Raw genomic sequence first — 23,853 nt, 5'->3', positions numbered from 1 at the left:
GATCTTGATAAAAATATCATAATTGAAAAAATGAGCTGTGCTAAGATCAGATAGATTTGACCGTGACGACACCTGATAATGATGACAGCTTCAGCCTTGGATTTTGGCCTGCTGATTGAAGCAGAAGACCTGGTTCCGTATCTGGGACATGAGAAACTCAGAATTGTGGATTTAAGCCGGGCTTCGGTCTACGAGCAATTGCATATTCCACATGCCTTACATTTAAAGCCTAAACTTCTGGTGCGCCAGGAAGAAACGGCGATGGGACTGTTACCGGATACCGAAGGCTTACAGGCGCTCATCAATTATCTGAATATTTCTCCAGAACATCATGTCGTGGCTTATGATGATGAGGGCGGTGCATGGGCCGGACGTTTACTCTGGAACCTGCATTGTCTGGGCTTTGAAAATACCAGCTTACTCAATGGCGGGATTCATGCCTGGCTCGGTGCCAGTCTGCCTACTTCATCTGATCAGGAAACTGTTCAGCCGGTCGAGCATTTAGTTCAGGTGCAACTCGAGCATAAGGCCCAATTCCAGATTGGCTATGAGGAATTAAGACAACAGGTTGAAAATGAAAATATTCAGCTCTGGGATTGTCGTACAGAAGAAGAATATACCGGCCTGCGTCTGGCAGCGCGACGCGGTGGTCACATTCCAGGTGCACGTCATTTTGAGTGGAGTACTGCCCTTAACCGGCAAAATCATTTAAAATTACATCCTTTACCACGCACACAGCAGCGTCTGGAACAACTGGGTTTTGATTTGAATCAACCGGTTGTAGCGTATTGTCAGTCCCATCACCGTTCAGGTCTGGCTTATATTCTGGGCCGGTTATTGGGCTGGAATATCCGGGCCTATGATGGTGCGTGGAGTGAATGGGGCAACCGCCTCGATAGTCCAATCGCTACAGGAGAGGTGCCATCTTGAGCATCACATCGCGTCTAAAACAACAACTGTTTATCCAGGCCCAAAAAGTGGTGCCGCAGCATCGCCTGTCACGTGTGGTGGGAAAAATAGCAGCCAGTGAAAATCCGATTGTAAAAACAGCGGTCATTACAGCATTCAAGACCAAATACGGGATTGATATGTCGATTGCTGAGCAAACTAATGCACTGAAGTTTAATTCATTTAATGACTTCTTTACCCGTGGTCTGAGAACAGGTGTACGTGCGGTAGATGCGGATTCAACTGCAATTGTTTCTCCTGCGGATGGCGCGATTTCCCAACTGGGTAAAATTGAAAATGGCGATGTATTTCAGGCCAAAGGACAGAAGTTCACTGTTGAAAATCTGATTGCCGATCCGCAACTGGCCGAACCATTTAAAAATGGTGAATTCGCGACAGTGTATCTGTCACCACGTGACTATCACCGTGTACATATGCCATTTGCCGGAACACTGACTGAAACCCTGTATGTACCGGGTGAACTGTTCTCGGTTAACCAGACGACAGCAGAAAACATTCCGGGCCTGTTTGCCCGTAATGAACGTATGGTCTGCCTGTTTGATACAGAACTCGGCCGTATGGCAGTGGTATTGGTGGGTGCGATGATCGTCGCAGGGATTGAAACGGTTGCTACGGGTAAGGTGAAACCGTCTGGGCGTATCGAACTGAATCAGCATGATTTATTTCTGGAAAAAGGTGCAGAGCTGGGCCGTTTCTACCTCGGTTCAACCGCAATTATCCTGTTTGAAGAAAATAAAATGCATTGGGATGAAAAGTTTAAAGCCAATTCAACTGTATTGATGGGCGAAGCACTCGGGCATACGGTTTAAAAATTTTAGCTTCCCTTTATTAAAGGGAGGCTGGAGGAATTAAATATTTTCTAGTTTAGAATAAATAAAAATCCCCCTCAGTCCCCCTTTTGAAAAAGAGTGAGGTTCCCTCTCCTTGTAGGAGATGAGCAGCACTGCTGCGCAAGGGAGAGGTTCAAAAAAAGCGCCATCAGGCGCTTTTTTATTGTTAAGGTTTATCGTTTTACGACGATTGAATCGATTCCGCTATTTTGCAAGGTTTGCTGCGCGATGATTGCAGCTTCTGCTGAATCGTAAGGACCAGAAACCACGCGATACCAGACTTTGCCATTTTCCACACTGCGCACTACATCGGCAGATAAGCCATTAAGAATAATTTCTGCACGGCGAGCATCTGCCTGATCTGGGTCATCAAAACTGCGCACCTGCAGAATATAACTGGCCGGTGCGGCAACAGGAGCTTCACTGGCTTGCAGGCCAGGCTCAGTTGTGGTCGCCTCAGGTTCAGCCGCTTCAGGGCGGGGGGCTTCAACAATGACTACCGTATCCTGCTTTTTGTTTTCAGGAACTGCCTGTTCAGGAATTGGCGTCACTTGCTGCTGTGGTAACAGGTCATAAAAACGGTAATCTTTGTTGGTGTCTTCTTCTTGGACAGATTCACTTGTTTGAGTCTTCGGTTTGACTGGTTCCCATGGCTTCCAGAGCATGAGCGCCATCAAAAAACTTAACACGATTAAAATGATCACGAGTGTGCCGAGCCAGGTTGGAATAAGTGGCTTTTTAGGCTTATTCGGTCTTTCAGATACACCGCGCTGCGTTTTTCCAAACACTTGGGATTTTCCTCTTATTAATCGGGACATATAGAAAAGGCATAACAGCAGTTATGCCCCTACTATCATTTCATCCTATGTGATCAGGATCTAAAAGTCATCCTCTAGATCATAAATCACACAGAATTTTAATTTTTCTGTATCTTCAAGCATATAGCTCAAATTAAAAAATTCTGCTTGGCAGATAAACGGTAATAAAACATGCTTTCAAGCTAAGATATTTAAGCTTAAGAGCATGCCAATTGCTTACATGCTCACTTCGAGCATAGCTCTCGTCTTGCGAGCGTGCTCACCTTCTTGCATTAATGTAAAAGCAGTGCTTTACATTGATTCAGGAGCAGACACACCTAAAAGCTCTAAACCATTACGTAATACCTGGCGAACATTCACAGATAACAATAAACGTGCCTGAGTCAACTCAGCATCATCACCCAGAACCTTATTGTCGTTGTACCAGCCATGGAACAGCGCAGCCAGTTCTTTCAGGTAATTACCAATCTGATGTGGTTCATAACTGTTTGCAGCACGCACCACGATCTCCGGATACGCTGCCAGTTTTGCCAGGATTTCAGTTTCCGCTTCCAGCTCGAGTTTAGCTGCTAAACCACGCGCCACTGTCGCATCAAAGTTTACACCGATAGAGGCTGCCTTTTCTAACATACGGCAGATCCGGGCATGTGCATACTGGATGTAATACACTGCATTGTCCTTACTTTGTGACACGGCAAGATCCAGGTCAAAGTCGATGTGCTGTTCAGACTTGCGCATTACGTAGTAGAAACGTGCTGCATCATTACCGACTTCTTTACGCAGGTCACGCAAGGTCACGAACTGGCCTGAACGGGATGACATTTGTACCATCTCGCCACCGCGCCACAGGCTGACAAACTGAACTAAAAGTACAGTCAGTTTTTTCGAGTCATAACCCAGCGCATCAATGGCCGCTTTTACCCGGGAAATATAACCGTGGTGGTCTGAACCCCAGATATCAATAATATCGGTATAGCCACGTTGCAACTTGTTCAGGTGGTAGGCAATGTCAGACGCGAAGTAGGTGGTCTGGCCATTACGGCGTTTCACCACGCGGTCTTTTTCATCACCGAATTCAGTCGACTTGAACCAGATGTTGCCATCTTTTTCGTACAGGAAACCGCGCTGATCCAGAGTTTGTAAGGCTTCTTCAATTTTTTCAGTGAGAGAAGCTTCGCTGAACCACTGGTTGAAAGTCACTCCGAACTCACCCAGATCGTCTTTAATGTCATCCAGAATGGCTTTTAAAGCAGCCTGATGGAAAACACGGTAGCCTTCATTTAATAAGGTTTGTGAATTGAAGATCAGGCCATCGATATGCTTTTCTTTATCGCCAGAAACAACGACTTTATTGCCTTCAGCATCGGGCTCTGCAGCATATTGCACATCTTCCGGTACATCTTTATAAACATCTGCAACAGGGCGGACATAGGCATCACCATCCTGGTCAATAATGCTTTGCGCGATTTCTTTAACGTAGTTGCCCTGGTAAGCATTTTTCGGAAAGACCAGTTCCTGACCGGTTAATTCTAAGTAACGCAGGTAAGTAGAAGTCGCCAGAATATCCATCTGACGGCCAGCGTCATTGACATAGTATTCACGGTCGACTTTGGCACCGGTTGCTTCAAGCAGATTCGCCACCGTCATACCATATGCAGCACCACGACCATGACCCACGTGCAGGCTAGAGGTTGGATTGGCAGAGACGAACTCAACCTGGATACGTTTGCCGGCATTGACCTGGGTACGACCATACGTTGCCTGTTGGGCCTGAATTTGATCCAGAACAACAAAGCGCTGGTCGGCATTCAGAAAGAAGTTAATAAAACCGGGACCGGCAATTTCTGCCTTGCTGATATCTGCCACTTCAGGCAGGGCAGCAAGAATCTTTTCTGCTAAATCACGTGGCTTCATACCTGCAGCTTTCGACGCGATCATGGCAATATTCGACGCAAAGTCACCATGGCTTCGGTCTTTGGTACGCGTCAAATTACTTGTATTATTCCAGTCAGATGGGAGTACGCCTTGTGCCTGTAGAGTGTGCACTGCATGATCGAGAGCTGCTTGTATTGCCGTATTCATAATCAGTCGAAAATAGAGATCGCAGAAAAACAGCAAATATAGCAAATTTCCGGCTGTTTAGGTAAAAGCATTTATGGAGAAGAAAAACTATACAATTAACAGTCATAAATTTTCTAATTAAATCAATAGAGAATAACGGGATAAATCTCATGAAAATTGAATTAATATCAGGCAAAACTATCTAAATAAAAAAATCACTCAGCCAAGTCTGAAGATTTGGCTTATATTGTGGGTAGTCGAAGAACAAACAAAAAAAGAGGCAGTATGGCTTCACCACAACGTCCAACTATTATCGGGAACATTCCTAAACTCCCTGCAAAATGGGCACTGATTATTGTGCCTTTTATCCTGTCCTGCCTGATGAGTGGCATTATTTCCATGATCAATATGCTGCGTACCCTCGGCTGGACTGAAGGATTTATCGCGCTCTGGTTTCATAACTGGATGATTTCCTGGGCGATTGCTTTTCCAATTGTAGTGACTTTATTGCCGTTTGTACGCAGATTTACCGGGCTACTGGTAGATATGTCCGGACCTCAGCCACCCAAATGATCATTTTTAAATTTAATCGGGTGAGGAACAACTCTCTGACGACTTAAAAGCTGGGCTGTATGGGGCAAATAGCCTCACCTTTAAATTAAATGCTCCACTGCCGCCCGGATGATCCCGAGCACCAGACCGATACAGGCCCCAACTACCACGCCATTGACCCGGATCATATGCAGGTCACCACCGACCTCATTTTCAATCTTGTCAATCATCTCGCTTGAATCCCATTCGTGGATGCGCTCGCTGATAAAGCGGATGACTTTTTCACTGTACTGGTCGCTCAGGTCCACCGCGATTCCGCTGAGACGTTTATTCAGCAGCTCACGAACCGAGACATTCGAGATAATATTTTCTCCAACCTGCTGGATAGCAATCCTGAGATTTTCCGCAATACCCGAATCTGGTTTTTGCAAGTCTTCCTTGATTGCATCACATAAAATCACCACGGCACCACTGATAAAATTCAGCACTTGTGGACTATCCAGTAAGGCATCTTTGGTTTCATTCAGACGCTGGCTGGCTTCACTGTCATTATCCGACAGCTGTAACATCCAGCTATTTCCCATTTCCTCAATTTTAAGTCGCCATGGATGATCTGGGTCGGCCAGCATGGCCTCAACCCGCTGAATGACAGAGTCGATACTGCGTTGCTGCACATCAATCCCGATCCAGCTGGCACCTTTGGCCAGTTTCCACACACCCATTTCCTTAAACAGGTTACGGGTCAGTTCCCGGGTCTGTTCGGGATGAGAGGTCATCCAGGCATGTACCACATCCAGTCCTCGCTGTAACACATCCTGATGGAAATCATTGTCCAGTACTGCGCGTAGCATTTCACTGGCCAAGGTATTGATCTGGGTGTTTTTGACCCATTGCACGCTGTTGCTCTGGATAAATCCGGCAATCTGTTCCTGCCCGACAAATTCAAAGATTTTCGGAGCTGTCTGCTGGATGACCTGAGTCACCTGGACACTGTTCTGTGGGTTGGCCAGCCAGCGCCCCGCAGCCAGACTGAGGTCGGTACTCTCCAGACTGCGCTGTACAATTTGTGGAGAAAGAAAGTTTTCCTGGACAAAACGGCCCATCGATTCTGCAATCCGGGCCTTGTTGCGTGGAATAATTTCGGTGTGGTCACGTAAAAACTTGGGGATAGGCAGGCGGCCAAAGGGATTGCGGAACAGAACCGTAATCGCATACCAGTCTGCCAGGCCACCAACTACCCCTGCTTCTGCAGAAAGCATCAGGATCTGAAGCAGCCAGACATATTCTGGCAGCAGTTTGGCTGCCACCATCAATGCCAACCAGATCAGAACCGCAACCACCAGGGCAATGGTCGCGAAACGTTTACTGCGTTGTAAGCTCGGGGAAATACGCTCTGTCTGCATGAATCATCCTGTCAGGAGGGATTGGCCGGTTGCGGTTGCAGCACTGCACCAGATGGACTTAAACCATATTTAGCGCCAAGTGACTGTAAAATCAAGCGGGCATCAAAAGCATCTTGAGGTGCCTGATTGGCCTTGAAGCATTCAATGGTATAGGCCACCTGAGCAGGATCCAGAGTCACGGTATAAGGACGGTCATAGAATGGGTCAGGCCAGAAACCCGGATAACGGCGGTAATAACCAAACGGATAGTAGCTCGGTGCTGGATAAACCACGGCCTGCCGCGGCGGTTGGGTCCGGTTACTTGGATCATTGAGTACCCTGAAGAACTGAAAGCCATTCTGTACGGTGGTCTGGGCGGCTTTGAGCAGGGTAATTTCTTCCGCTGTACCAAAACTCATATTGGGGCGTGCCTGAAAGCTGATGCGATATGTATTGGCATTCAATGGCGTGGTGCTGTACTGGCCGAGCTGGTCAAAGGTCAAAGGTTTGGAAGGTGTGGTGGCACAGCCCGTCAGGCTGAGGGCAGCAACTATACCCAATCCCAGTAATGTATTTTTCATGTTCGGTCTCCTGATGCAATGATCCAGTCCGGACAGCCTGTTAAAAAATCTTAAAAGCTGCTGTCGGGCTGGGTCAGGAAAATAAGTTCTTCATCGGTCGATTCACGGCCCAAGATTTGATTTCTGTGCGGGTAACGTCCAAAGCGGTCAATAATGACCTTGTGCTTTTTCTCGAATTCCAGATTGGTCGGATTACCCAGACGCTGGAACAGTTTCAAAGCGAATTCATGAATCATTCTGGATTCACTGTGCATAAACGGCATATAAAGAAAGGCACGCTGTTCCGGACTGAGCTGTTGATCCAGGTTCAGGCTGATGGCTTCCTGAGCCAAAGCCAGTGCCAGACTGTCTTGGGCAAAAGCCTGAGGAGAATCCCGGAATAAATTTCGTGAAAATTGATCCAGAACAATAATTTCAGCCAGCCGGCCTTCTGCGGTTTTACGCCAGGCCCAGAGTTCGGCCCGGGTTGCCTGACGATGGGTGCTCATGAACTGCTGTGCAATACTTTGGTCGAATTCATGACTCTGGCTAAACCAGAATGGCTGGCTGTCCGCATGAAACCAGAAGTCTAAAATATCTTGATAATTCATAATATTTACAATTCATTAGCATCCATTTGTTAATAAAATCACAAATTATCCATGTCTTATAGAGGAAGTTTGTGTTAAATATTTGCCAAATTAAAAATCAAAGGTTTGCCTGAAAACTAGGCAGCCTGTCATGTGCCGGCACGAAATCACGTTATACTGATTAAACTGATGATTTTAATTTATTTAATAGTTTAGCCCCCTTAAGCGAGATTGTAATGAGTCAACCTGAATCGACTTCCCTAAATGTGTTACCGACCTGGGTCGAGTCGTCACTCATCAAAGGCATGCTGCGTGGTATTGAGCGTGAAAGCTTACGCATGCAAAGTGATGGATTCCTGTCACAGGCAGCGCATCCTCGTGCCTTGGGTTCAGCCTTGACTCATCCCCATATCACGACGGACTATTCTGAAGCATTGATGGAGTTCATTACTCCGCCACAAGACAGTATTAAAAAAGCGCTGGATTATCTCAGTGATATTCATGCGATTGTGCATCGTCATCTGGAAAATGATGAAAAACTCTGGCCCTTATCGATGCCGTGTATGCTGGACAGCAGTGATGACAGCATTCCGCTGGCACAGTATGGCAGCTCGAACATCGGCCTATTCAAGACCTTGTATCGTCATGGTCTAGGTGTGCGTTATGGCCGCCGTATGCAGACGATTTCAGGCGTGCACTATAATCTTTCTTTTCCGGATCATCTGTTTGAGGCCTTACAGCAGCAGGAACAGGACGAATCTCTCAAGGCATTAAGCTTGCAGGATTATCGCAGCCACCGCTATATGGGGCTGATCCGTAACTTTATCCGCCTGACCCCACTGGTCATGTTCCTGGTCGGGGCCAGTCCGGCAGTCTGCCAGTGCTTTATGACCGGCCGTGACCATTTCTTGTTGCCATTGGTCAAAGGCACCCTATATTCTCCATATGCGACTGCACTGCGTATGGGGCGTTTTGGTTATCAGAACTCTGCGCAGAAACAGCTCGGTATTCACTACAATAATTTGCAGGACTATCTGGATGGACTGCAAAAAGCCGTCAAAACGCCCTATGAGCCGTTTAGCCGTTTAGGATTGGACGATGCAAATGGACAGCCGATCCAGATCAATGATCATGTGCTGCAAATCGAAAATGAATATTACAGTTTGGTGCGCCCAAAACAGGTACCGCAAGCGGGCGAAACACCCTCCCAGGCCTTGGAAAATCGCGGGATTGCCTATATCGAGTTGCGTGCCGTCGATGTCAATCCTTATAGTCCGACTGGTATCAATGAAGATACAGCCGGTTTTCTTGAAGTACTGGCCCTGTACTGTCTATTGCAGGACAGTCCGGCACTACTCGGTGATGAACAGGACCTCATTGAGCAGAATCAGGCCGAGGTCGTCAACCGTGGCCGTGCACCTAATGCGGCGATTATAGAAAATGGTCAGTCTTATCTGATTGAAGACTGGTGTGGCATGCATTTGCAGCGCATGCTGCCCTTGGCCAAGCTGCTTGATTCGACCTATGACATCACCGTGTATACCGATGCCCTCAAAACCATGATGCTCCGGGTCGATGAAGTTGATGCTACCCTGTCTGCCCTGGTGGTTGGGGATATACGTAAACAGGGCGGTATGTGGCATTTTGGCCAACATCTGGCACAGCAGCACAGCCTGGTCTATGAAGAACATCAGCTCAGTCCCGAAACACTGGCTTATTTTGAAGAAATGTCACAAAAGTCATTGCAGCAGCAACAGCAACTCGAGCAAGATAGCAGCATCAGTTTTGCTGATTATTTAGCCCAATATCGATAAAAAAACAAGAGGATTCACCATGCAATGGGGTTATCGCTTCGTGAGTGGGGTGTTGTTTCTGGCTGCTGTCATCGGCATGGCATTTGCCTTATATCTTGAGCATGTACAAGGGCTTGCACCTTGTCCGCTCTGTGTGTTTCAACGTGTCGGATTAATCGGATTGGGGATTATCTCCCTCATTGCATGTCTGCATAACCCTGAATCCAATCTCATGAAACGGTTTTATGCCTTGCTGGGTTCGCTCAGTATTTTGTGGTCTGTGGGGGTGGCGGCGCGGCATGTCTGGCTGCAGAACCTACCCCCAGATCAGGTGCCGAGCTGTGGTCCCGGTCTGGAATACTGGCTGGAAACCTTGCCGATGCAGTCTGTATTACAACAGGTGCTCAATGGTTCAGGGGAATGTGCCACGGTTGACTGGACCTTCCTGGGTCAATCCTTGCCTGTCTGGTCCTTGATCTTCTTTAGTATTTTATTACTGGTCAGTTTATGGCAACTATTGCGTAAATATAAAAAGGCACCGGTTAAACGACTAAGAGATAAATATTAATTCTATATTCAATAAAAAGCCCTCAATTAAGGGCTTTTTTATATGCTTAAGTTCAGGTCAGGGCAATGCCTTCCAGGCTGTCCAGGTCCATTAGATATTCATGAATCTGATCAAAGGCTTCATCTTCTACACTTGGATAAAACCAGCGTACGATCTGTTCAGCCACCAGTGGATGATACTGAATTTCAAAATGGTTCAGGCCATAGAAAATAGCCTTATGTGCATCCGGGACTTTGAGCTGGAAACGAGGATTAGGGTGCTCGCCCAAAGCACTTTTCAAACTGACCAGATAATCGCCAATCATATGCAGGGTCTTGTTCTTGCGGTGTTCAAACTCGATGGTACCTGCAACCAGATAGGTATCGATATGAGAAGGAATCGGGGCAGGTTTGCGGTGATCATCCATAAGGCCGATCCGAAGCGGATTATGCTCCCAGTCATCATCACGAACACTACCATGGCGTAAATCCAGAATCCCGTTACTGCGGATATTGACCAGATGGCCAATCAGCCGGATCAGTGGAAAATGTCCAAGTTTGTCCTGCAGGCTAAAGCCAAAACGCTCTAATACTGCCCCGTGATGCGGTGAACCCAGACAGACCAGATTCTCCACCATGTTGACCCAGCCATACATATTTTGCTTGCCATAGAACAGCGCACTGCGTGATACCAGTCCACCCATACTATGTCCAATCAGGTCAATACTGGTAATTCGCGGATTGCGGGTGACCAGTTCCTGTAAGGTATTTGCCAGACTGCGACCATTGGCAGAAATCCGGCGTCCGGTATTGTAGTTTAGGTAGAGCATGGTATTGCGGCTGCGCTGCGCCAGTAATTTTTCCCCGATTCCTTCATATTTGCGATTTGACCAGTCTAAATGATTCATGCACAGGCCATGTACAAACAGGGTAATACGGCCGCTCAGCTCACCTTTTTGCAGCGAGCCATAATGGTCATAGATCACCATCGGTAGGGCGAGAGGGTTTTGATATTTCAGCAGGTAGTCCCCGATAATGCCATTTAAGGCACTGACCAGGAAATGCAAGGAAGGGGTCAACGGTTTGTTGTGCAGTTTTGGAAACCGTTCAATAATCTGGCGCAAAGCGGGAGCAATCAGGGTATTGCCATAATGAAACAGCATGTCATAAGACATTTGGTAGAGCCGCACAATCGAAGGAATATTCTGAATTTTCTGTGAATTGTTTTCACTTAAACCAAAAATACTCATTAAAATTTCGCGTTGAAGACTTTTGACCAGCTCCTGGATCACATCATTAAAGCGCATCGTGACCAGCTGCGCCAGACCTTCCAGTACATCGGCCTGACTCGGCGGGGTTCGGTCCCAGCGACAATAGGTTTCATGTAACGGTGTCAAACTTGGCATCTGATCCTGTCCTTTCATTGAGCCGCGTGTAGTACTGTCTTTCTTTTTAAAGAACTTCGCGGTATAAATTCTTTTTCTTGTTGGGTTTCCAGATTTTTAAGAGCCTTCGATTAAAATAACGAGAATGAGAAAAGATTTTGAGCTTTTTTGTCAGACAATTTAAGCAATTAACAGGTTATAAAAAGTAGTGTACTTCACATTTTTAAATTAAATTTTGATGATTGATGGGTTTTTTGTTGATAGTTGATGAATATCATTTATTTGCATGGATTTAAGAGTAATTCGAACTCGATCAAGGGGAGATTGCTGCAACACTACTGTGCACAGTATCCAGAGATCCGGGTACATTTACCTGATTTAAACATGCCACCGAATGCTGCCATTGCACATGTGTCCGCGCTGATTGAGTCAATGCAAAAGGTCGCATTGCTGGGCAGCAGTCTCGGGGGATTTTATGCGACACATCTGGTCGCACAGCATGCTGTGCCTGCTGTACTGATCAATCCGGCAATGCGACCATGGCAACTGTTTCGTGAACTGTTTGATGAGCAGTTACCTTATCAGGTACATCCAAACTGGTGTCTGGATGAGGCAGATCTGATACAACTGCAACAATTGGCCCTGCCGGTTGCACAAGATGCAGACAAAATACTGGTTCTGCTGCAACAAGGTGATGAAGTTTTGGATTATCGTGAAGCACATCGTTATTATAGTGCTGCGCATCCCCCGGCTATGCTGATGACTGAAGCGCATGGCAGTCACGGGATGGATGATTTTGCGGAAAAAATTCCGTTCGTCTTACAGTTTTTATTGGACTGCATAAAAAAGGAAACCGAATAACGTGTCTCAATATACGGCTCAATCTCTCGAAGTTCTGTCTGGTCTGGACCCGGTCCGTCGTCGTCCGGGCATGTATACCGATACTTCTCGTCCCAACCATTTGGCCCAGGAAGTGATTGATAATGCTGTCGATGAGGCACTGGCAGGGCATGCCAATAAAATTACCGTCACGGTCTATAAAGATGGTTCTTTGTCAGTCGAAGACAATGGCCGTGGTATGCCGGTAGATATACACCCGGAATATGGCCAGAGCGGTATTGAAATCATCATGACCAAACTGCATGCCGGCGGCAAGTTCAGTACCGATAACTACCAGTTTTCCGGTGGCTTGCATGGCGTCGGGATCTCGGTGGTGAATGCACTGTCGACCCGTGTTGAAGTTGCGGTACGGCGTCAGGGTAACCTGTATAAAATGGCCTTTGAAAATGGCGAACCGGTTGCACCACTTGAAGTACTGGCAGGTAAGGCACCAAAACGGGTATCCGGGACAACAGTTCACTTCTGGCCAGAAGCTAAATATTTTGATTCGCCTAAATTTGCCTTAAAAGCGTTAAAACATAATCTCAAAGCCAAAGCTGTTCTGGCCGCAGGTTTACAGATCAATTATATTGATCAGATCAATGATGAAAAGATCACCTGGCAGTTTGAAAATGGTCTGGTTGACTATTTGATGGATGAGTTGGAAGACCGTGAAATTATTCCGGCACCAGCTTTTGTCGCCACAGGTGATGCAGAGCGCGCCAGCGCAGAATTTGCGATTTGCTGGAATGTTGAAGGTGGTGAAAGTGTTCAGGAATCTTATGTCAACCTGATTCCGACCGCGCAGGGCGGCACCCATGTGAATGGTTTGCGTTCAGGCGTGACTGATGCGATGCGCGAGTTCTGTGAACTGCGTAATTTGCTGCCGCGGAATATGAAACTCTCTGCCGAAGACGTCTGGGACGGCGTGAACTATATCCTGTCACTGAAATTCCAGGAGCCGCAGTTCTCAGGTCAGACCAAAGAACGTCTGTCGAGCCGTGAAGCAGTAGGGATTGTGCAGAATATTGCCAAAGATGCCTTTGCATTATGGTTGAACCAGAATTCTGACATTGCCATGCAACTGGCTGAAATGGCCATTTCCAAAGCCGGTCGCCGTCTGAAAGCGGCCAAGAAAGTTGAGCGTAAGAAGATTGTCGCGGGTCCAACTTTGCCGGGGAAACTGTCGGATTGTGTAGGCCATGATCTAGACCAGTCAGAATTGTTTATTGTGGAAGGGGATTCTGCGGGCGGTTCGGCCAAGCAGGCGCGTGACAAGAATTTTCAGGCGATCATGCCAATTCGTGGCAAGATTTTAAATACCTGGGAAGTCTCTTCTGATGAAGTACTGGCATCTCAGGAAGTACACAACATCGCGATTGCCATTGGCGTGGATCCGGGTTCAGATGATCTGTCTGAGCTGCGTTATGGCAAGATCTGTATTCTGGCCGATGCCGACTCGGATGGTCTGCATATTGCGACCCTGCTTTGCGCCCTGTTTGTGAAGCATTTCCCAACTCTGGTCGAAGAAGGGCATCTGTATGTCGCCATGCCGCCTTTATTCCGGATTGATGACAACAAAGATGTGCACTACGCTTTGGATGAAGACGAGCTGAACAGCATCCTGAAAAAATGCAAAACCAAGAATCCGCAAATTACCCGATTTAAGGGTCTGGGCGAGATGAATGCCAGCCAGTTGCGTGAAACTACACTTGATCCGAACACGCGCCGTCTGGTGCAGCTGGATCTGGATGATGCGCATTTTACCGCAGGTCTACTGGATAAACTCTTGGCAAAAAAACGTGCCAGTGACCGCAAAGACTGGCTGGAGCAAAAAGGTAATCTGGCAGATTTGGTGGTTTAATGCAGACCTATCCTTCACCTGCAGATATTCAGGAGATGAAGCAGTGTGGTTATGATCGTTCATTCATAGCCGATGCTGAAGAAACGCTCTATTTATGGCAGGCCATGAAGGATATTCAGACGCAAATTGAAAATGCATTTGCTGATGTTACTCTTGATGATGGCATTGGCTTATGGCAAGCACAAGGCATGGATGATTATAAAAGCGCAGAAGAATGTCTGGCTTTGCGTCAGCGTGATGAAAAAGTAGATTGGTCCAAAATTCCTGTTCAGGATTTAAAAGACTGTCACAGCAGTTTAAGTTTCTTTGATGCAGAAGGTATGCGTTTTCATTTACCAGCGTTTCTGATTGCCGATCTGCGTGGTGAATGGCTCTTTCACCTGACTTTTTACTTGTGCAGACCAACTGAACAGATGCAACAGTTTCATTTATTGAATCAGGCACAGCGAGAAGCTGTTAAGGCTTATCTAAACTGGATTGCATCAGATCGGGATTTTTCTTTGAACCGCGATTTGATTCTTCAGGTCCTGAAACAAGGATATTGGTCTCATTAAGCTTAGTTTTTGCCCATAAAAAAATCCCGCAAGTGCGGGATTTTTTTTAATGAATAGAGATTAGATATCGCATAAAGAACAGTTGACGCCGCGGCAATTATGTAAAACCGAGCTGCGTGCGCTATTTTTATTGGTACCTGGACCTTCTACCAGAGGTCCTGCAAGTTGTTCAGCGCCCGAACCCGGACGCCATTTGCTTTTCATATTGATTTGCTGATGACCGGTGATCATCGGTTTTGCTAAAGTCTGCTGTTTACAATAATTACATTCAATCGTATCGGTCGAGATACGGGCAATTGGAACACGTTGTTCAAAAATTCCCTCGCAATGCTCACAGCGGAAATCATATAACGGCATTTCTGTACTCCTGTAGCATGTAGGCCTCAAATTAAAAAGACGGGTAGCCGAAGGCTTTAGGTTGGATGACTACCCGTTGCGAAGCCAAAACAGCAATAAATCGTAAAACCTAGCGTTTATGCCCCCAGAACTTGTCATCGTTCAGTGCACCCTGAGGCAGGATGTTCTGTTCGAAGATTGAAGTTGGCAGAGATACGGTACAGGCACAGTTTGGAATATCCACGATACCGCCGATACGGCCTTCAACTGGTGCGGCAGTCAGTAACATGTATGCCTGTGAGCCGGTAAAACCAAAATTCTCAAGGTATTTGATCGCTTTTAAGCATGCCTGACGATACGCTACAGTGGCATCCAGATAATAGTTAACGCCATCTTCAACGCTGATGCCTTCAAAGGTCAGCCACTGGTCATAAGCCGGACGGACATTACTTGGCACGAAGATTGGAGAATCGATATTGTATTTTTCCATACCGCCCTTGATCAGGTCGAAGCCGACACGGGTAACACCGTCCATCTCGATCGCGCCACAGAAGCCAATTTCACCATCCCCTTGTGAGAAGTGCAGATCGCCCATCGAGAAGCCAGCACCTTTCTGGTAAACAGGGAAATAGATACGGCTACCTGCTGCCAGGTCTTTAATGTCCGTATTTCCACCATGTTCACGCGGTGGAACAGTACGTGCAGCTTCAGCCGCCATACGGTCGAATTCGGCACCTGTTACGCCACGTAGAACGGCAGTACGCGGATCAGGCGGGTTAGCCTGGCCTTTAGGCACCAGTAGTGCCTCGCGACGGTTCCATTCTTTTAGCAGGTCATGTGAGGGTAAGGTTCCCATCAAGCCTGGGTGTTTTAAGCCGGCAATACGCACGCCCGGAATATGACGTGAAGTCGCAAATAAGCCTTTCAGATCCCAGATGGCTTTGTCAGCCTCAGGGAAATAGTCAGCCAGGAAGCCGCCGCCATTTTCCTTGGCAAATACGCCCGAGAAACCGACATCTGAAATTGGCTGGATGTCGAGCAGGTCGATTACCAGCAAGTCACCTGGCTCAGCGCCTTCTACATAGAAAGGTCCGGTCAATGGATGGGCACGGGTAAGGTCGACATTTTTGACATCAGAAATGTCATCAGTATCTTTAATCTGTGCATCCAGGAAATCCAGACTTTCAATCAGGATTTCTTCACCTGGTTTTACCGAAGTCAGAAATGGCAAATCCGGATGCCAGCGGTTATGTCCAATTTCCGCCTGTTCTGCCAGCGGAACCCCCGGTTTAATTTTAATATGTTGCATGGTTTATCCCCTGTGTTGAGGTCGAATAAAGCTAGTTTTTGATGTTATTGCCCGTGTCATCCATGATGAACAGCAGATCTTCGATCACGCTTTCAACAGGAACTGACTGAACCTGGATCGTTTTACCGTCATAATCGATGATGATCTGACCGGCTTCTGGATGCTGAATAAAAAATCTGGCAAGTTGCGGCTCGACTAGAACCCGAAAATGGCGACTCAAGCCTCGTGCTCCGAAACGGACATCGTGTCCGGTAGACAGAAACTGAGTTGCAGCTGCTGTAAGTTCAACCGTACGGCTCTGCTTGCGGAGTCGCTGATTCAGTTTCTGGATTTCCAGACTGACCAGTGTTGGCGCAAAATCAGCTTCTACCGCTTCATAATGCAGAATACGTTCAATACGATTCAGAAACTCTGGATCGAACTTCTTGTACAGTGCACGTTCGGTAATCTGGCTATCATCCAGTTTTGCCAGTCGAGCCAGTTTCTGGATCGGTTTTGGAAGCTTGGCCAGCTGTCTTAAACGTGCCTGAGCATTTTTGGCACCGATGTTACTGGTCATAAAGATCATGCAGTTTTGAAAATCCAATACTTTGGTCCCTGCGGTCAGCTTTAATGTTCCGGTTTCCAGAACATTCAATAGACCACGAATGACTTCGGTACTGGCTTTTTCAATTTCATCAAACAGCACAATACCTGGCTTGGAAAAACTGCCTTGAATATGGGCTTCATCAAACAGAGTATTGCCTTCCTTGGAGCCGACATAGCCCGGAGGGGCACCTGTCAGTGCTGCAGCATAATGTTCCTGTGCCAGTGTGTTCATGTCGATCCGGCAGAATGCATCGGGCTTGCCATGAATCGCTTCCGCAATCAGCCGAACCGTTTCGGTTTTCCCAACACCCGTCGGCCCGAGCATTAATGTGACTGCCAGTGGCCGGGTAGGGGCATTAAAATCTGCCTTGACGGTTATGAGCATGTTTTCGATTTCATCCAGGGCAGCGCGCTGCCCGATAATATGACCACGGACATGCTGCATGACTTTTTCAGGATCGAAGCTAAAGCGAGAGGTACGTGCAATACGTTCTTTGCTCTGCATCTCATAACGCTGTTTCGCCAGGGTTTCCTGATTGGCACTGATGCGGTCACTGGCAAATGTCATATCGAATACCTCCTCTCAGACCAAACTTAAGATGCTTCTTTTTCTAAGCCTTCATGTGGCAGATTGCCGATTGGGCATTCCGCAACACCGATGGTAGAGCGGGTAATTTTTTCCACGTTCTCTTGCGCTTTTTGAGCATCCAGAACCCAGGTCTTGTAGAAGTCGAATGGACAGTCCGCAACGCCTTTATCGCCGTCACCGTTGTTATAGACACCGGTATAGCCGCGGTGCAGCAATTTAAATAAATGGTTTTGTGACTGGTCGTATTTACGTGCATCACGAATTTCATGCAGTGACAATTGTGCGTATTGGATGCCGTTTTCTTCCGTACCACATTCACCCAGGGTACGGCCGTCGAAGCCGACTACTGCAGAGTGACCGAAGTAGGTGTAGACCCCATCAAAACCGGTACAGTTGGCAACAGCAACGTAAACGTTATTTGCCCATGCCATGCATTTCGCCATGTTGATCTGCTGATCTGCAGCCGGGTACATATAGCCTTGGCAACGCACGACCAGTTCAGCGCCTTTCATGGCACAGTCACGCCAGATTTCTGGATAGTTACCGTCATCACAGATGATCAGTGACATCTTGATGCCCTTCGGTCCTTCGGTCACATAAGTGGTATCACCTGGGCACCAGCCTTCAATTGGGCACCATGGAATAATCTTGCGGTATTTCTGAACGATTTCACCTTTATTATTGATCAGGATCAAGGTGTTATAAGGCACCTTGTTTGGATGTTCCTCATGTTGTTCACCGGTAATCGAGAACACGCCCCAGACGTTGGCTTCAATACAGGCTTGCGAGAAAATCGCGGTTTCATCGCCTGGAATGGTGGCAGCAGTTGCCATCATCTCGTCATGGTCGTACATAATGCCCATGGTGCTGTATTCAGGAAAAACAATCAGGTCCATACCTGGAATACCCTGTTTGATTCCTTTCAACATCTCAGCAATTTTTTTTGCGTTCTCAAGAACTTCCGCTTTGGTGTGCAAACGAGGAATTTTGTAGTTTACAACTGCTACCCCTACTGTATCTGGGCTGCTTGAGATATCACCGTGACGCATTCAAATTTCTCCAACTCTTTTATTGATTCAACTTTATGATTCGAGTGTCGCGTGAAATGCGTTACAGCAAAATACGTTGAATTGCGTATATGGATGCGTAGACGGGAAGAAATTTTTAAATGTGAATAATCAAATAAAATAATAAAACCAGATACCAATTAATTAAGTGAAGTAGAAATTAAAAATCCCCCGACGAATCGGGGGATGTGGAAAAATTATAGCCAGATTAAACCGGGAATATTAAACAGAGAGATATTTACTGATAGTGGTCTCATCGACATTTTCACGGACATCTTCGTAGGCAAAACGACCTTTGTCGATCACCAGGAAGCGATCGGCCATCGCGATGGTAAAACTCAGCACCTGCTCGGAAACCACAATGGTCAGATCACGCTGGTCACGGATTTCTTTCAGAGTTCTGGCAATATCCTTGATGATAGAGGGTTGAATCCCTTCCGTTGGTTCATCCAGCAGAAGTACCTTCGGATTAGTCGCTAAGGCACGGGCAATTGCTAATTGCTGCTGTTGTCCACCCGATAAGTTTCCACCTTTACGTTTGCGCATATCCCAAAGTACAGGAAACAGTTCATACAGGTCATCCGGTACTTTGCCGTGCGCAGAAGCCGGTAAACCGGTCTGGATATTTTCCAGCACCGACATGGTGGAGAAAATCATCCGGCCTTGAGGAACATAAGCCACACCATTTTCTACGCGCTGGTAAGGATCCAGTTTTTCCAGATTCTTGCCATCCAGCTTGATTTCACCTTTGCTATTTTTAATATCTCCAATCAGGGTTTTGAACAGGGTGGTTTTACCCATGCCGTTACGGCCCATGATCGCTACGATTTCCTTCGGTTGGATTTTCAGTTCCAGGTCGTGAATCACCTGACTTTGTTTATATCCTGAACACAAAGAATTAATTTCTAATAATCCGCTCATAGTGGCCTCCTTAGTGTCCCAGATAAACTTCAATCACTTTTGGATCATTTTGCACATCGTCCATTTTGCCTGCTGCCAGAATTTTGCCCTGATGCAGTACCGTGACTTTGTCCGCAATGGTTTTGACGAATTCCATGTCATGTTCAATCACCAGCACAGAACGTCCTTTGCTAATCTCCCGCAACAGTTGTGCCGTCTGCTCACGCTCCGAGACACTCATCCCTGCGACTGGTTCATCGAGCATGAGGAGCTCTGGATCTTGCATGAGTAACATGCCAATTTCCAGCCACTGCTTCTGGCCATGAGAGAGCAGACCAGCTGAGGTATCCAGAAGATCAGTCAGGAAAATCTTGCCAGCAACTTCACGAATACGGTCATCAACATCTTTAGTCCGTCTGAAAAATAGCGCACCAAATACGTTACGGCCACGCGGGAAGGACATTTCCAGGTTGTCATAGACCGACAGGTTTTCATAAATATTCGGGTTCTGGAATTTACGCCCAACCCCTTTACGGACAATGTCGAACTCTTTCAGTTTGGTCAGTTCAATATCATTAAACTTGATGGTGCCTGAAGTTGCTTTGGTCTTGCCACAGATCAAATCCAGCACTGTGGTTTTGCCGGCCCCATTGGGACCAATCACCACATGTACTTCATTTCTATCCAGATAGAAGTTGAGATCACTGACTGCCTTGAACCCATCGAAGGACACGGTGAGATCTTCAATGACCAGAATCGGTTTATTCATTTCTACGCCGACTTTATTCATTTGACACCTCCTTCCACAATTGGATCGATAGTTTTATCCGGATCAGTACTTGGCGGTGGCAAAGTGCTGTCGATAGGTTTCTTTTTCAGGAACAATGGACGTACATATTTTTCATACAGACCTGCTAAGCCATTCGGTAAGAACATGACAACACCGATGAACAATGCACCGAGGAAGTACAACCATACTTCAGGGAAGGCTTCAGAGAAGTAAGTTTTGCCAAGATTCACCAGAATTGCACCATACACAGCACCGATCAGCGACAGACGACCACCAACCGCAGCCAGAATGACCATTTCAATCGAAGGCACAATGCCGATAATCGTTGGTGACATGAAGCCGACTTGCAGGGTAAACATCGCACCACCAATAGATGACACCACAGCAGCGAAACAGAAAATGAATACTTTGTACATTGCCACGTCATAACCAGAGAAACGCACACGTTCTTCTTTGTCACGCATCGCAGAAAGTAGACGTCCGAGTTTAGAACTGAGGACAAAACGGCTGATCATGATCACTGCAATGAGCAGCAAGGCATTGATGTAGTACAGAACATACTTGGCTTCGTCGGTACGGATATCCCAGCCATGCAGTGTTTTTAAGTCGGTGATACCGTTAATACCGCCAGTGAAACCTTGTTGACCAATAATCAAGATGGTCAGGATCGCCACAACCGCTTGCATGATAATCGAGAAGTACACATCACCGACACGACGGGTAAACATCGCGAAACCAATGATAAAGGCAAGCAAGATTGGAATGATGATGATGGCGAACAGGGTAAAGCCGAAACTATGGAAGGGTTCCCAGAAGCCTGGCAAGCTGGTGATCTGGTTCCAGTCCATAAAGTCTGGAATACCTGGTGTGGTTTGTGCTGCTGTAGATTGCATGTCCGAAGCTTCAAGTTTCAGGAACATGGCCATACAGTAGCCGCCAATGCCAAAGAAAATCCCTTGACCTAAACTTAAAATACCACCGTGCCCCCAGCACAGTACGAGACCAATTGCGACGAAAGCAAAAGTCAGATATTTACCCATCAGGTTCAGACGGAAAATATCCAGGAACATCGGCATCACCAGCAGGATCAGTACAGCTAGAATCACCAGACCAATCGCGCCTTCTTTGCCACCTAAAAATGCATTTGCAAAATTTTTCATAATATCTCTCCTGAATCCTATTTACGTACTTTGATTGAGAAGAGACCCTGAGGACGTAGCATCAGGATGATGATCACCGTCGCGAGTGTCAGGACTTTGGCTACAGAACCGGACAGGAAGAACTCCAGAACAGACTGTGCTTGAGCAATACTAAAGGCCGATGCCACAGTACCGAGTAAGCTTGCAGCACCACCGAATACCACCACCAGGAAGGTATCGACGATATACAGCGAACCTGCTGTTGGACCAGTAGAGCCGATGGTGGTGAAGGCTGCCCCGGCAATCCCTGCAAGACCACACCCTAAAGCAAAGGTTAAGCTGTCAACGCGTTTGGTGTTGATCCCTACCGCACCACTCATAAAGCGGTTCTGGTTGGTTGCACGCAGTTGTAAACCCCAGCGTGAACGATAAATCAGGAAGTAGACAAATGCAGTAACACAGAGGGTGACACCGACCAGGAACAGGCCGTTGATTGGAATATCGATGGCTTCAGTCGGTTGATATGAACCCATTAACCAATCTGGTAGGGTAGGACTGACTTCTTTAGGACCAAAGATAGAACGGAAAAGTTGTTGCATGATGAGGCTTAAACCCCATGTTGCAAGAAGTGTATCGAGTGGCCGTTGATAGAGCCGGCTGATCATGAGCCGTTCCACCATGTAACCGATAATGCCTGCTGTGAGGAATGCTGCAATGATGGCAATGAGAAAGTAATACGGTAAAAGTTGTGGAAACAAGCTTTCAGTTAAGGTGGAAATGAAAAATGTCGTATATGCGCCAATGGTCAGAAACTCACCATGTGCCATGTTAATTACGCCCATTTGCCCAAAGATAATTGCAAGGCCGAGCGCCATCAGTAACAGCACACAGAACACAGAGAGACCATTAAAGCCTTGCATGGCAAATATTGCACCGAATTCTGCAAATGATATATCCATCGCATCATCCTCCAAGCTTTAAAAAAATTGTGTGGAATAAAAAGATCAGGAGAATGACTTCCCCTGATCATGTGGCTGTTAACTTAGTAACCTTTAGGGAATGGGTTTGGTTTGATTAGACCTTTAGATTCATAAACCACCTTGAACTGACCATTTGGCAGGACCTGTGCAATACGGGATTTGCTCCATAAATGGTGGTTCGGGTCAATTTTCACGTAACCTTCAGGTGCTCGTTTCATTTCTAAGCCTTTAGATGCCGCTGTTACTTTCGCAACATCGAAGCTACCTGCTTTTTCAACTGCAGCTTTCCATAACCATGGACCAAGATAAGCAGCTTGAGTCACGTCACCAACGACGGCTTTAGGACCGTATTTTGCTTTAAATGCTTTAACAAAAGTCTGGTTATTCGGGTTGTTCAGGCTTTGGAAGTATTTCATTGAAGAGTAGAAGCCCTTCATGTTTTCACCGCCAATACCGAGTAACTCATCTTCAGTCACTGAAAGGGTAAGCAGTGTTTGCTTGTCGCCTGTTACGCCTGCAGCTTTCATTTGTTTATAGAAGGATACGTTTGAACCACCGACAACCGCAGCGAAGATGGCATCAGGTTTTTTCAATTTGGTCTTGTTAATGAGTGAACCGAATTGTGTGTGACCCAATGGATAGTATTCTTCGCCCACCACTTTGCCTTTCAGCACTTTTTCAATGTGCGTACGGGCAATTTTCATGGTGGTGCGCGGCCAGATGTAGTCAGAACCAATCAGATAGAAAGTTTTGGCTTTTTTCTCTTTTGCCAGCCAGTTCAGGGCTTCAAGTACCTGTTGAGTTGCTTCCTGACCCGTGTAGATTACGTTTTTAGATTGCTCTAAACCTTCATAGAATGTCGGGTAGTAAAGCAGGGCATTATTACGTTCAATAATTGGAAGCACAGCTTTACGGGATGCTGAAGTCCAGCAACCGAAGATCGCAGCAACGCGGTCTTTTTCAGATAACTTACGTGCTTTTTCTGCAAAGGTTGGCCAGTCAGAAGCCCCATCTTCCTGAATGATTTTGATCTGACGACCGAGAACACCGCCTTGTTTATTAATCTGTTCAATTGCCAGACGCTCTGCCTGGATTGAGCCAGTTTCAGAAATCGCCATGGTACCGGTTGCCGAATGCAGCTGACCCACATACACAAACTTGTCATCTACTTTAAGTTTGGTGGTATTGACCTTTGCCGTTGCAGGGGTGCTGGCATTTGTTAATACTGGAGCCAGCAGGAATGGAACAGCAAGTAAACCTGCCAGTAATCCAGATGTCTTTACTTTTGATTTCAAGCTCATGTCGGTTCCCCTATAGAATTAGATGTGCTGATGCGCTTAATCATTGGTTTGCGCTTGGTATGCAACTAAGC

23 protein-coding genes are annotated in these 23,853 nt (G+C 46.7%); 8 read left to right on the top strand and 15 right to left on the bottom strand.

The genetic code is table 11. The annotated features are described in order from the left end of the window. Positions 1 to 81 precede the first annotated feature (81 nt). Together AY605_RS03755 and asd are read left to right on the top strand one after the other, a co-directional pair. Positions 82 to 930: a sulfurtransferase gene (locus AY605_RS03755; RefSeq protein WP_064095180.1), complete on the top strand. Its 849-nt coding sequence runs from the start codon at positions 82 to 84 to the stop codon at positions 928 to 930. Next, positions 927 to 1,778 carry an archaetidylserine decarboxylase gene (asd, locus tag AY605_RS03750; RefSeq protein WP_064095115.1) on the top strand — a complete coding sequence of 284 codons (852 nt, stop codon included), beginning with the start codon at positions 927 to 929 and terminating at the stop codon, positions 1,776 to 1,778. The genes AY605_RS03755 and asd overlap by 4 nt, the downstream gene beginning before the upstream one ends. A gap of 194 nt (positions 1,779 to 1,972) precedes the next feature. Here the strand turns inward: asd and AY605_RS03745 are convergent, their stop codons facing one another. Next, the gene (locus AY605_RS03745; protein WP_064095114.1) at positions 1,973 to 2,587 is read right to left on the bottom strand and encodes an SPOR domain-containing protein; all 615 of its coding nucleotides are present in this window, start codon (positions 2,585 to 2,587) and stop codon (positions 1,973 to 1,975) included. Between the two features lie 321 nt (positions 2,588 to 2,908). Further along, positions 2,909 to 4,699 carry an arginine--tRNA ligase gene (gene argS, locus AY605_RS03740; protein WP_064095113.1) on the bottom strand — a complete coding sequence of 597 codons (1,791 nt, stop codon included), beginning with the start codon at positions 4,697 to 4,699 and terminating at the stop codon, positions 2,909 to 2,911. Between the two features lie 264 nt (positions 4,700 to 4,963). Here argS and AY605_RS03735 point away from each other — a divergent pair, with 264 nt between their 5' ends. Next, positions 4,964 to 5,251, top strand: a complete 288-nt coding sequence (locus tag AY605_RS03735; protein WP_064095112.1) for a DUF2798 domain-containing protein — start codon at positions 4,964 to 4,966, stop codon at positions 5,249 to 5,251. Between the two features lie 80 nt (positions 5,252 to 5,331). Here AY605_RS03735 and AY605_RS03730 read toward each other — a convergent pair whose 3' ends face one another. Genes AY605_RS03730 through AY605_RS03720 form a run of 3 tightly spaced genes read right to left on the bottom strand, consistent with a single transcriptional unit; the run spans position 5,332 to position 7,783 of the window. After that, complete coding sequence (locus AY605_RS03730) at positions 5,332 to 6,633, bottom strand: DUF445 domain-containing protein (protein WP_064095111.1); 1,302 nt, start codon at positions 6,631 to 6,633, stop codon at positions 5,332 to 5,334. 11 nt (positions 6,634 to 6,644) lie between these two features. Then, positions 6,645 to 7,193 (bottom strand): CC0125/CC1285 family lipoprotein, encoded by a 549-nt coding sequence (locus AY605_RS03725; protein ID WP_064095110.1) that lies wholly within the window; start codon positions 7,191 to 7,193, stop codon positions 6,645 to 6,647. 50 nt (positions 7,194 to 7,243) lie between these two features. Next, positions 7,244 to 7,783 carry a DUF924 family protein gene (locus AY605_RS03720; RefSeq protein WP_064095109.1) on the bottom strand — a complete coding sequence of 180 codons (540 nt, stop codon included), beginning with the start codon at positions 7,781 to 7,783 and terminating at the stop codon, positions 7,244 to 7,246. A 215-nt stretch (positions 7,784 to 7,998) separates the two neighbouring features. On the opposite strand from AY605_RS03720, the gene gshA reads away from it, so the two are divergent. Next, entirely contained in the window at positions 7,999 to 9,576 is a 1,578-nt protein-coding gene (gene gshA, locus AY605_RS03715) for a glutamate--cysteine ligase (protein ID WP_064095108.1), read from the top strand. Positions 9,577 to 9,595: 19 nt separating this feature from the next. Then, a complete protein-coding gene (locus tag AY605_RS03710; protein ID WP_064095107.1) occupies positions 9,596 to 10,123 on the top strand; it encodes a disulfide bond formation protein B in 528 nt (175 codons plus the stop codon). A gap of 52 nt (positions 10,124 to 10,175) precedes the next feature. On the opposite strand, the gene AY605_RS03705 is transcribed toward AY605_RS03710, so the two are convergent. After that, positions 10,176 to 11,507 carry a hypothetical protein gene (locus tag AY605_RS03705; protein ID WP_064095179.1) on the bottom strand — a complete coding sequence of 444 codons (1,332 nt, stop codon included), beginning with the start codon at positions 11,505 to 11,507 and terminating at the stop codon, positions 10,176 to 10,178. Positions 11,508 to 11,753: 246 nt separating this feature from the next. Between AY605_RS03705 and AY605_RS03700 the strand changes: the two genes are divergently transcribed. Genes AY605_RS03700 through AY605_RS03690 form a run of 3 tightly spaced genes read left to right on the top strand, consistent with a single transcriptional unit; the run spans position 11,754 to position 14,783 of the window. Continuing rightward, positions 11,754 to 12,347, top strand: a complete 594-nt coding sequence (locus AY605_RS03700) for a YqiA/YcfP family alpha/beta fold hydrolase (RefSeq protein ID WP_064095106.1) — start codon at positions 11,754 to 11,756, stop codon at positions 12,345 to 12,347. Between the two features lies 1 nt (position 12,348). Continuing rightward, positions 12,349 to 14,229: a DNA topoisomerase IV subunit B gene (gene parE, locus AY605_RS03695; RefSeq protein WP_064095105.1), complete on the top strand. Its 1,881-nt coding sequence runs from the start codon at positions 12,349 to 12,351 to the stop codon at positions 14,227 to 14,229. Next, positions 14,229 to 14,783, top strand: a complete 555-nt coding sequence (locus tag AY605_RS03690; protein WP_064095104.1) for a DUF6714 family protein — start codon at positions 14,229 to 14,231, stop codon at positions 14,781 to 14,783. The genes parE and AY605_RS03690 overlap by 1 nt, the downstream gene beginning before the upstream one ends. 60 nt (positions 14,784 to 14,843) lie before the next feature. Here the strand turns inward: AY605_RS03690 and AY605_RS03685 are convergent, their stop codons facing one another. The 9 genes from AY605_RS03685 to urtA form a co-directional block, all read right to left on the bottom strand. After that, positions 14,844 to 15,140 carry an FmdB family zinc ribbon protein gene (locus AY605_RS03685; RefSeq protein ID WP_064095103.1) on the bottom strand — a complete coding sequence of 99 codons (297 nt, stop codon included), beginning with the start codon at positions 15,138 to 15,140 and terminating at the stop codon, positions 14,844 to 14,846. A 109-nt stretch (positions 15,141 to 15,249) separates the two neighbouring features. Further along, positions 15,250 to 16,428 (bottom strand): formamidase, encoded by a 1,179-nt coding sequence (gene fmdA, locus AY605_RS03680; protein WP_064095102.1) that lies wholly within the window; start codon positions 16,426 to 16,428, stop codon positions 15,250 to 15,252. Between the two features lie 31 nt (positions 16,429 to 16,459). Continuing rightward, entirely contained in the window at positions 16,460 to 17,584 is a 1,125-nt protein-coding gene (locus tag AY605_RS03675) for an AAA family ATPase (protein ID WP_064095101.1), read from the bottom strand. A gap of 26 nt (positions 17,585 to 17,610) precedes the next feature. After that, positions 17,611 to 18,654 (bottom strand): aliphatic amidase, encoded by a 1,044-nt coding sequence (locus AY605_RS03670; protein ID WP_004813842.1) that lies wholly within the window; start codon positions 18,652 to 18,654, stop codon positions 17,611 to 17,613. 240 nt (positions 18,655 to 18,894) lie between these two features. Further along, positions 18,895 to 19,593, bottom strand: a complete 699-nt coding sequence (gene urtE / locus AY605_RS03665) for an urea ABC transporter ATP-binding subunit UrtE (RefSeq protein WP_064095100.1) — start codon at positions 19,591 to 19,593, stop codon at positions 18,895 to 18,897. A gap of 10 nt (positions 19,594 to 19,603) precedes the next feature. After that, positions 19,604 to 20,362: an urea ABC transporter ATP-binding protein UrtD gene (urtD, locus tag AY605_RS03660; RefSeq protein ID WP_064095099.1), complete on the bottom strand. Its 759-nt coding sequence runs from the start codon at positions 20,360 to 20,362 to the stop codon at positions 19,604 to 19,606. Then, positions 20,359 to 21,522 (bottom strand): urea ABC transporter permease subunit UrtC, encoded by a 1,164-nt coding sequence (urtC, locus tag AY605_RS03655; protein WP_064095098.1) that lies wholly within the window; start codon positions 21,520 to 21,522, stop codon positions 20,359 to 20,361. Before urtC ends, urtD begins: the two co-directional genes overlap by 4 nt. A gap of 17 nt (positions 21,523 to 21,539) precedes the next feature. After that, entirely contained in the window at positions 21,540 to 22,460 is a 921-nt protein-coding gene (gene urtB / locus AY605_RS03650) for an urea ABC transporter permease subunit UrtB (RefSeq protein ID WP_064095097.1), read from the bottom strand. 83 nt (positions 22,461 to 22,543) lie between these two features. Next, positions 22,544 to 23,782, bottom strand: coding sequence for an urea ABC transporter substrate-binding protein (gene urtA, locus AY605_RS03645; protein ID WP_064095096.1), 1,239 nt, complete (start codon positions 23,780 to 23,782; stop codon positions 22,544 to 22,546). Positions 23,783 to 23,853 lie beyond the last annotated feature (71 nt).

Origin of the sequence: Acinetobacter sp. SFD, assembly GCF_001647575.1 — a bacterium.
Classification (GTDB): Bacteria; Pseudomonadota; Gammaproteobacteria; order Pseudomonadales; family Moraxellaceae; genus Acinetobacter; species Acinetobacter pecorum.
Note: the sequence above shows the minus strand (reverse complement) of the source record. Positions and strands in the feature narration are given on the sequence as shown.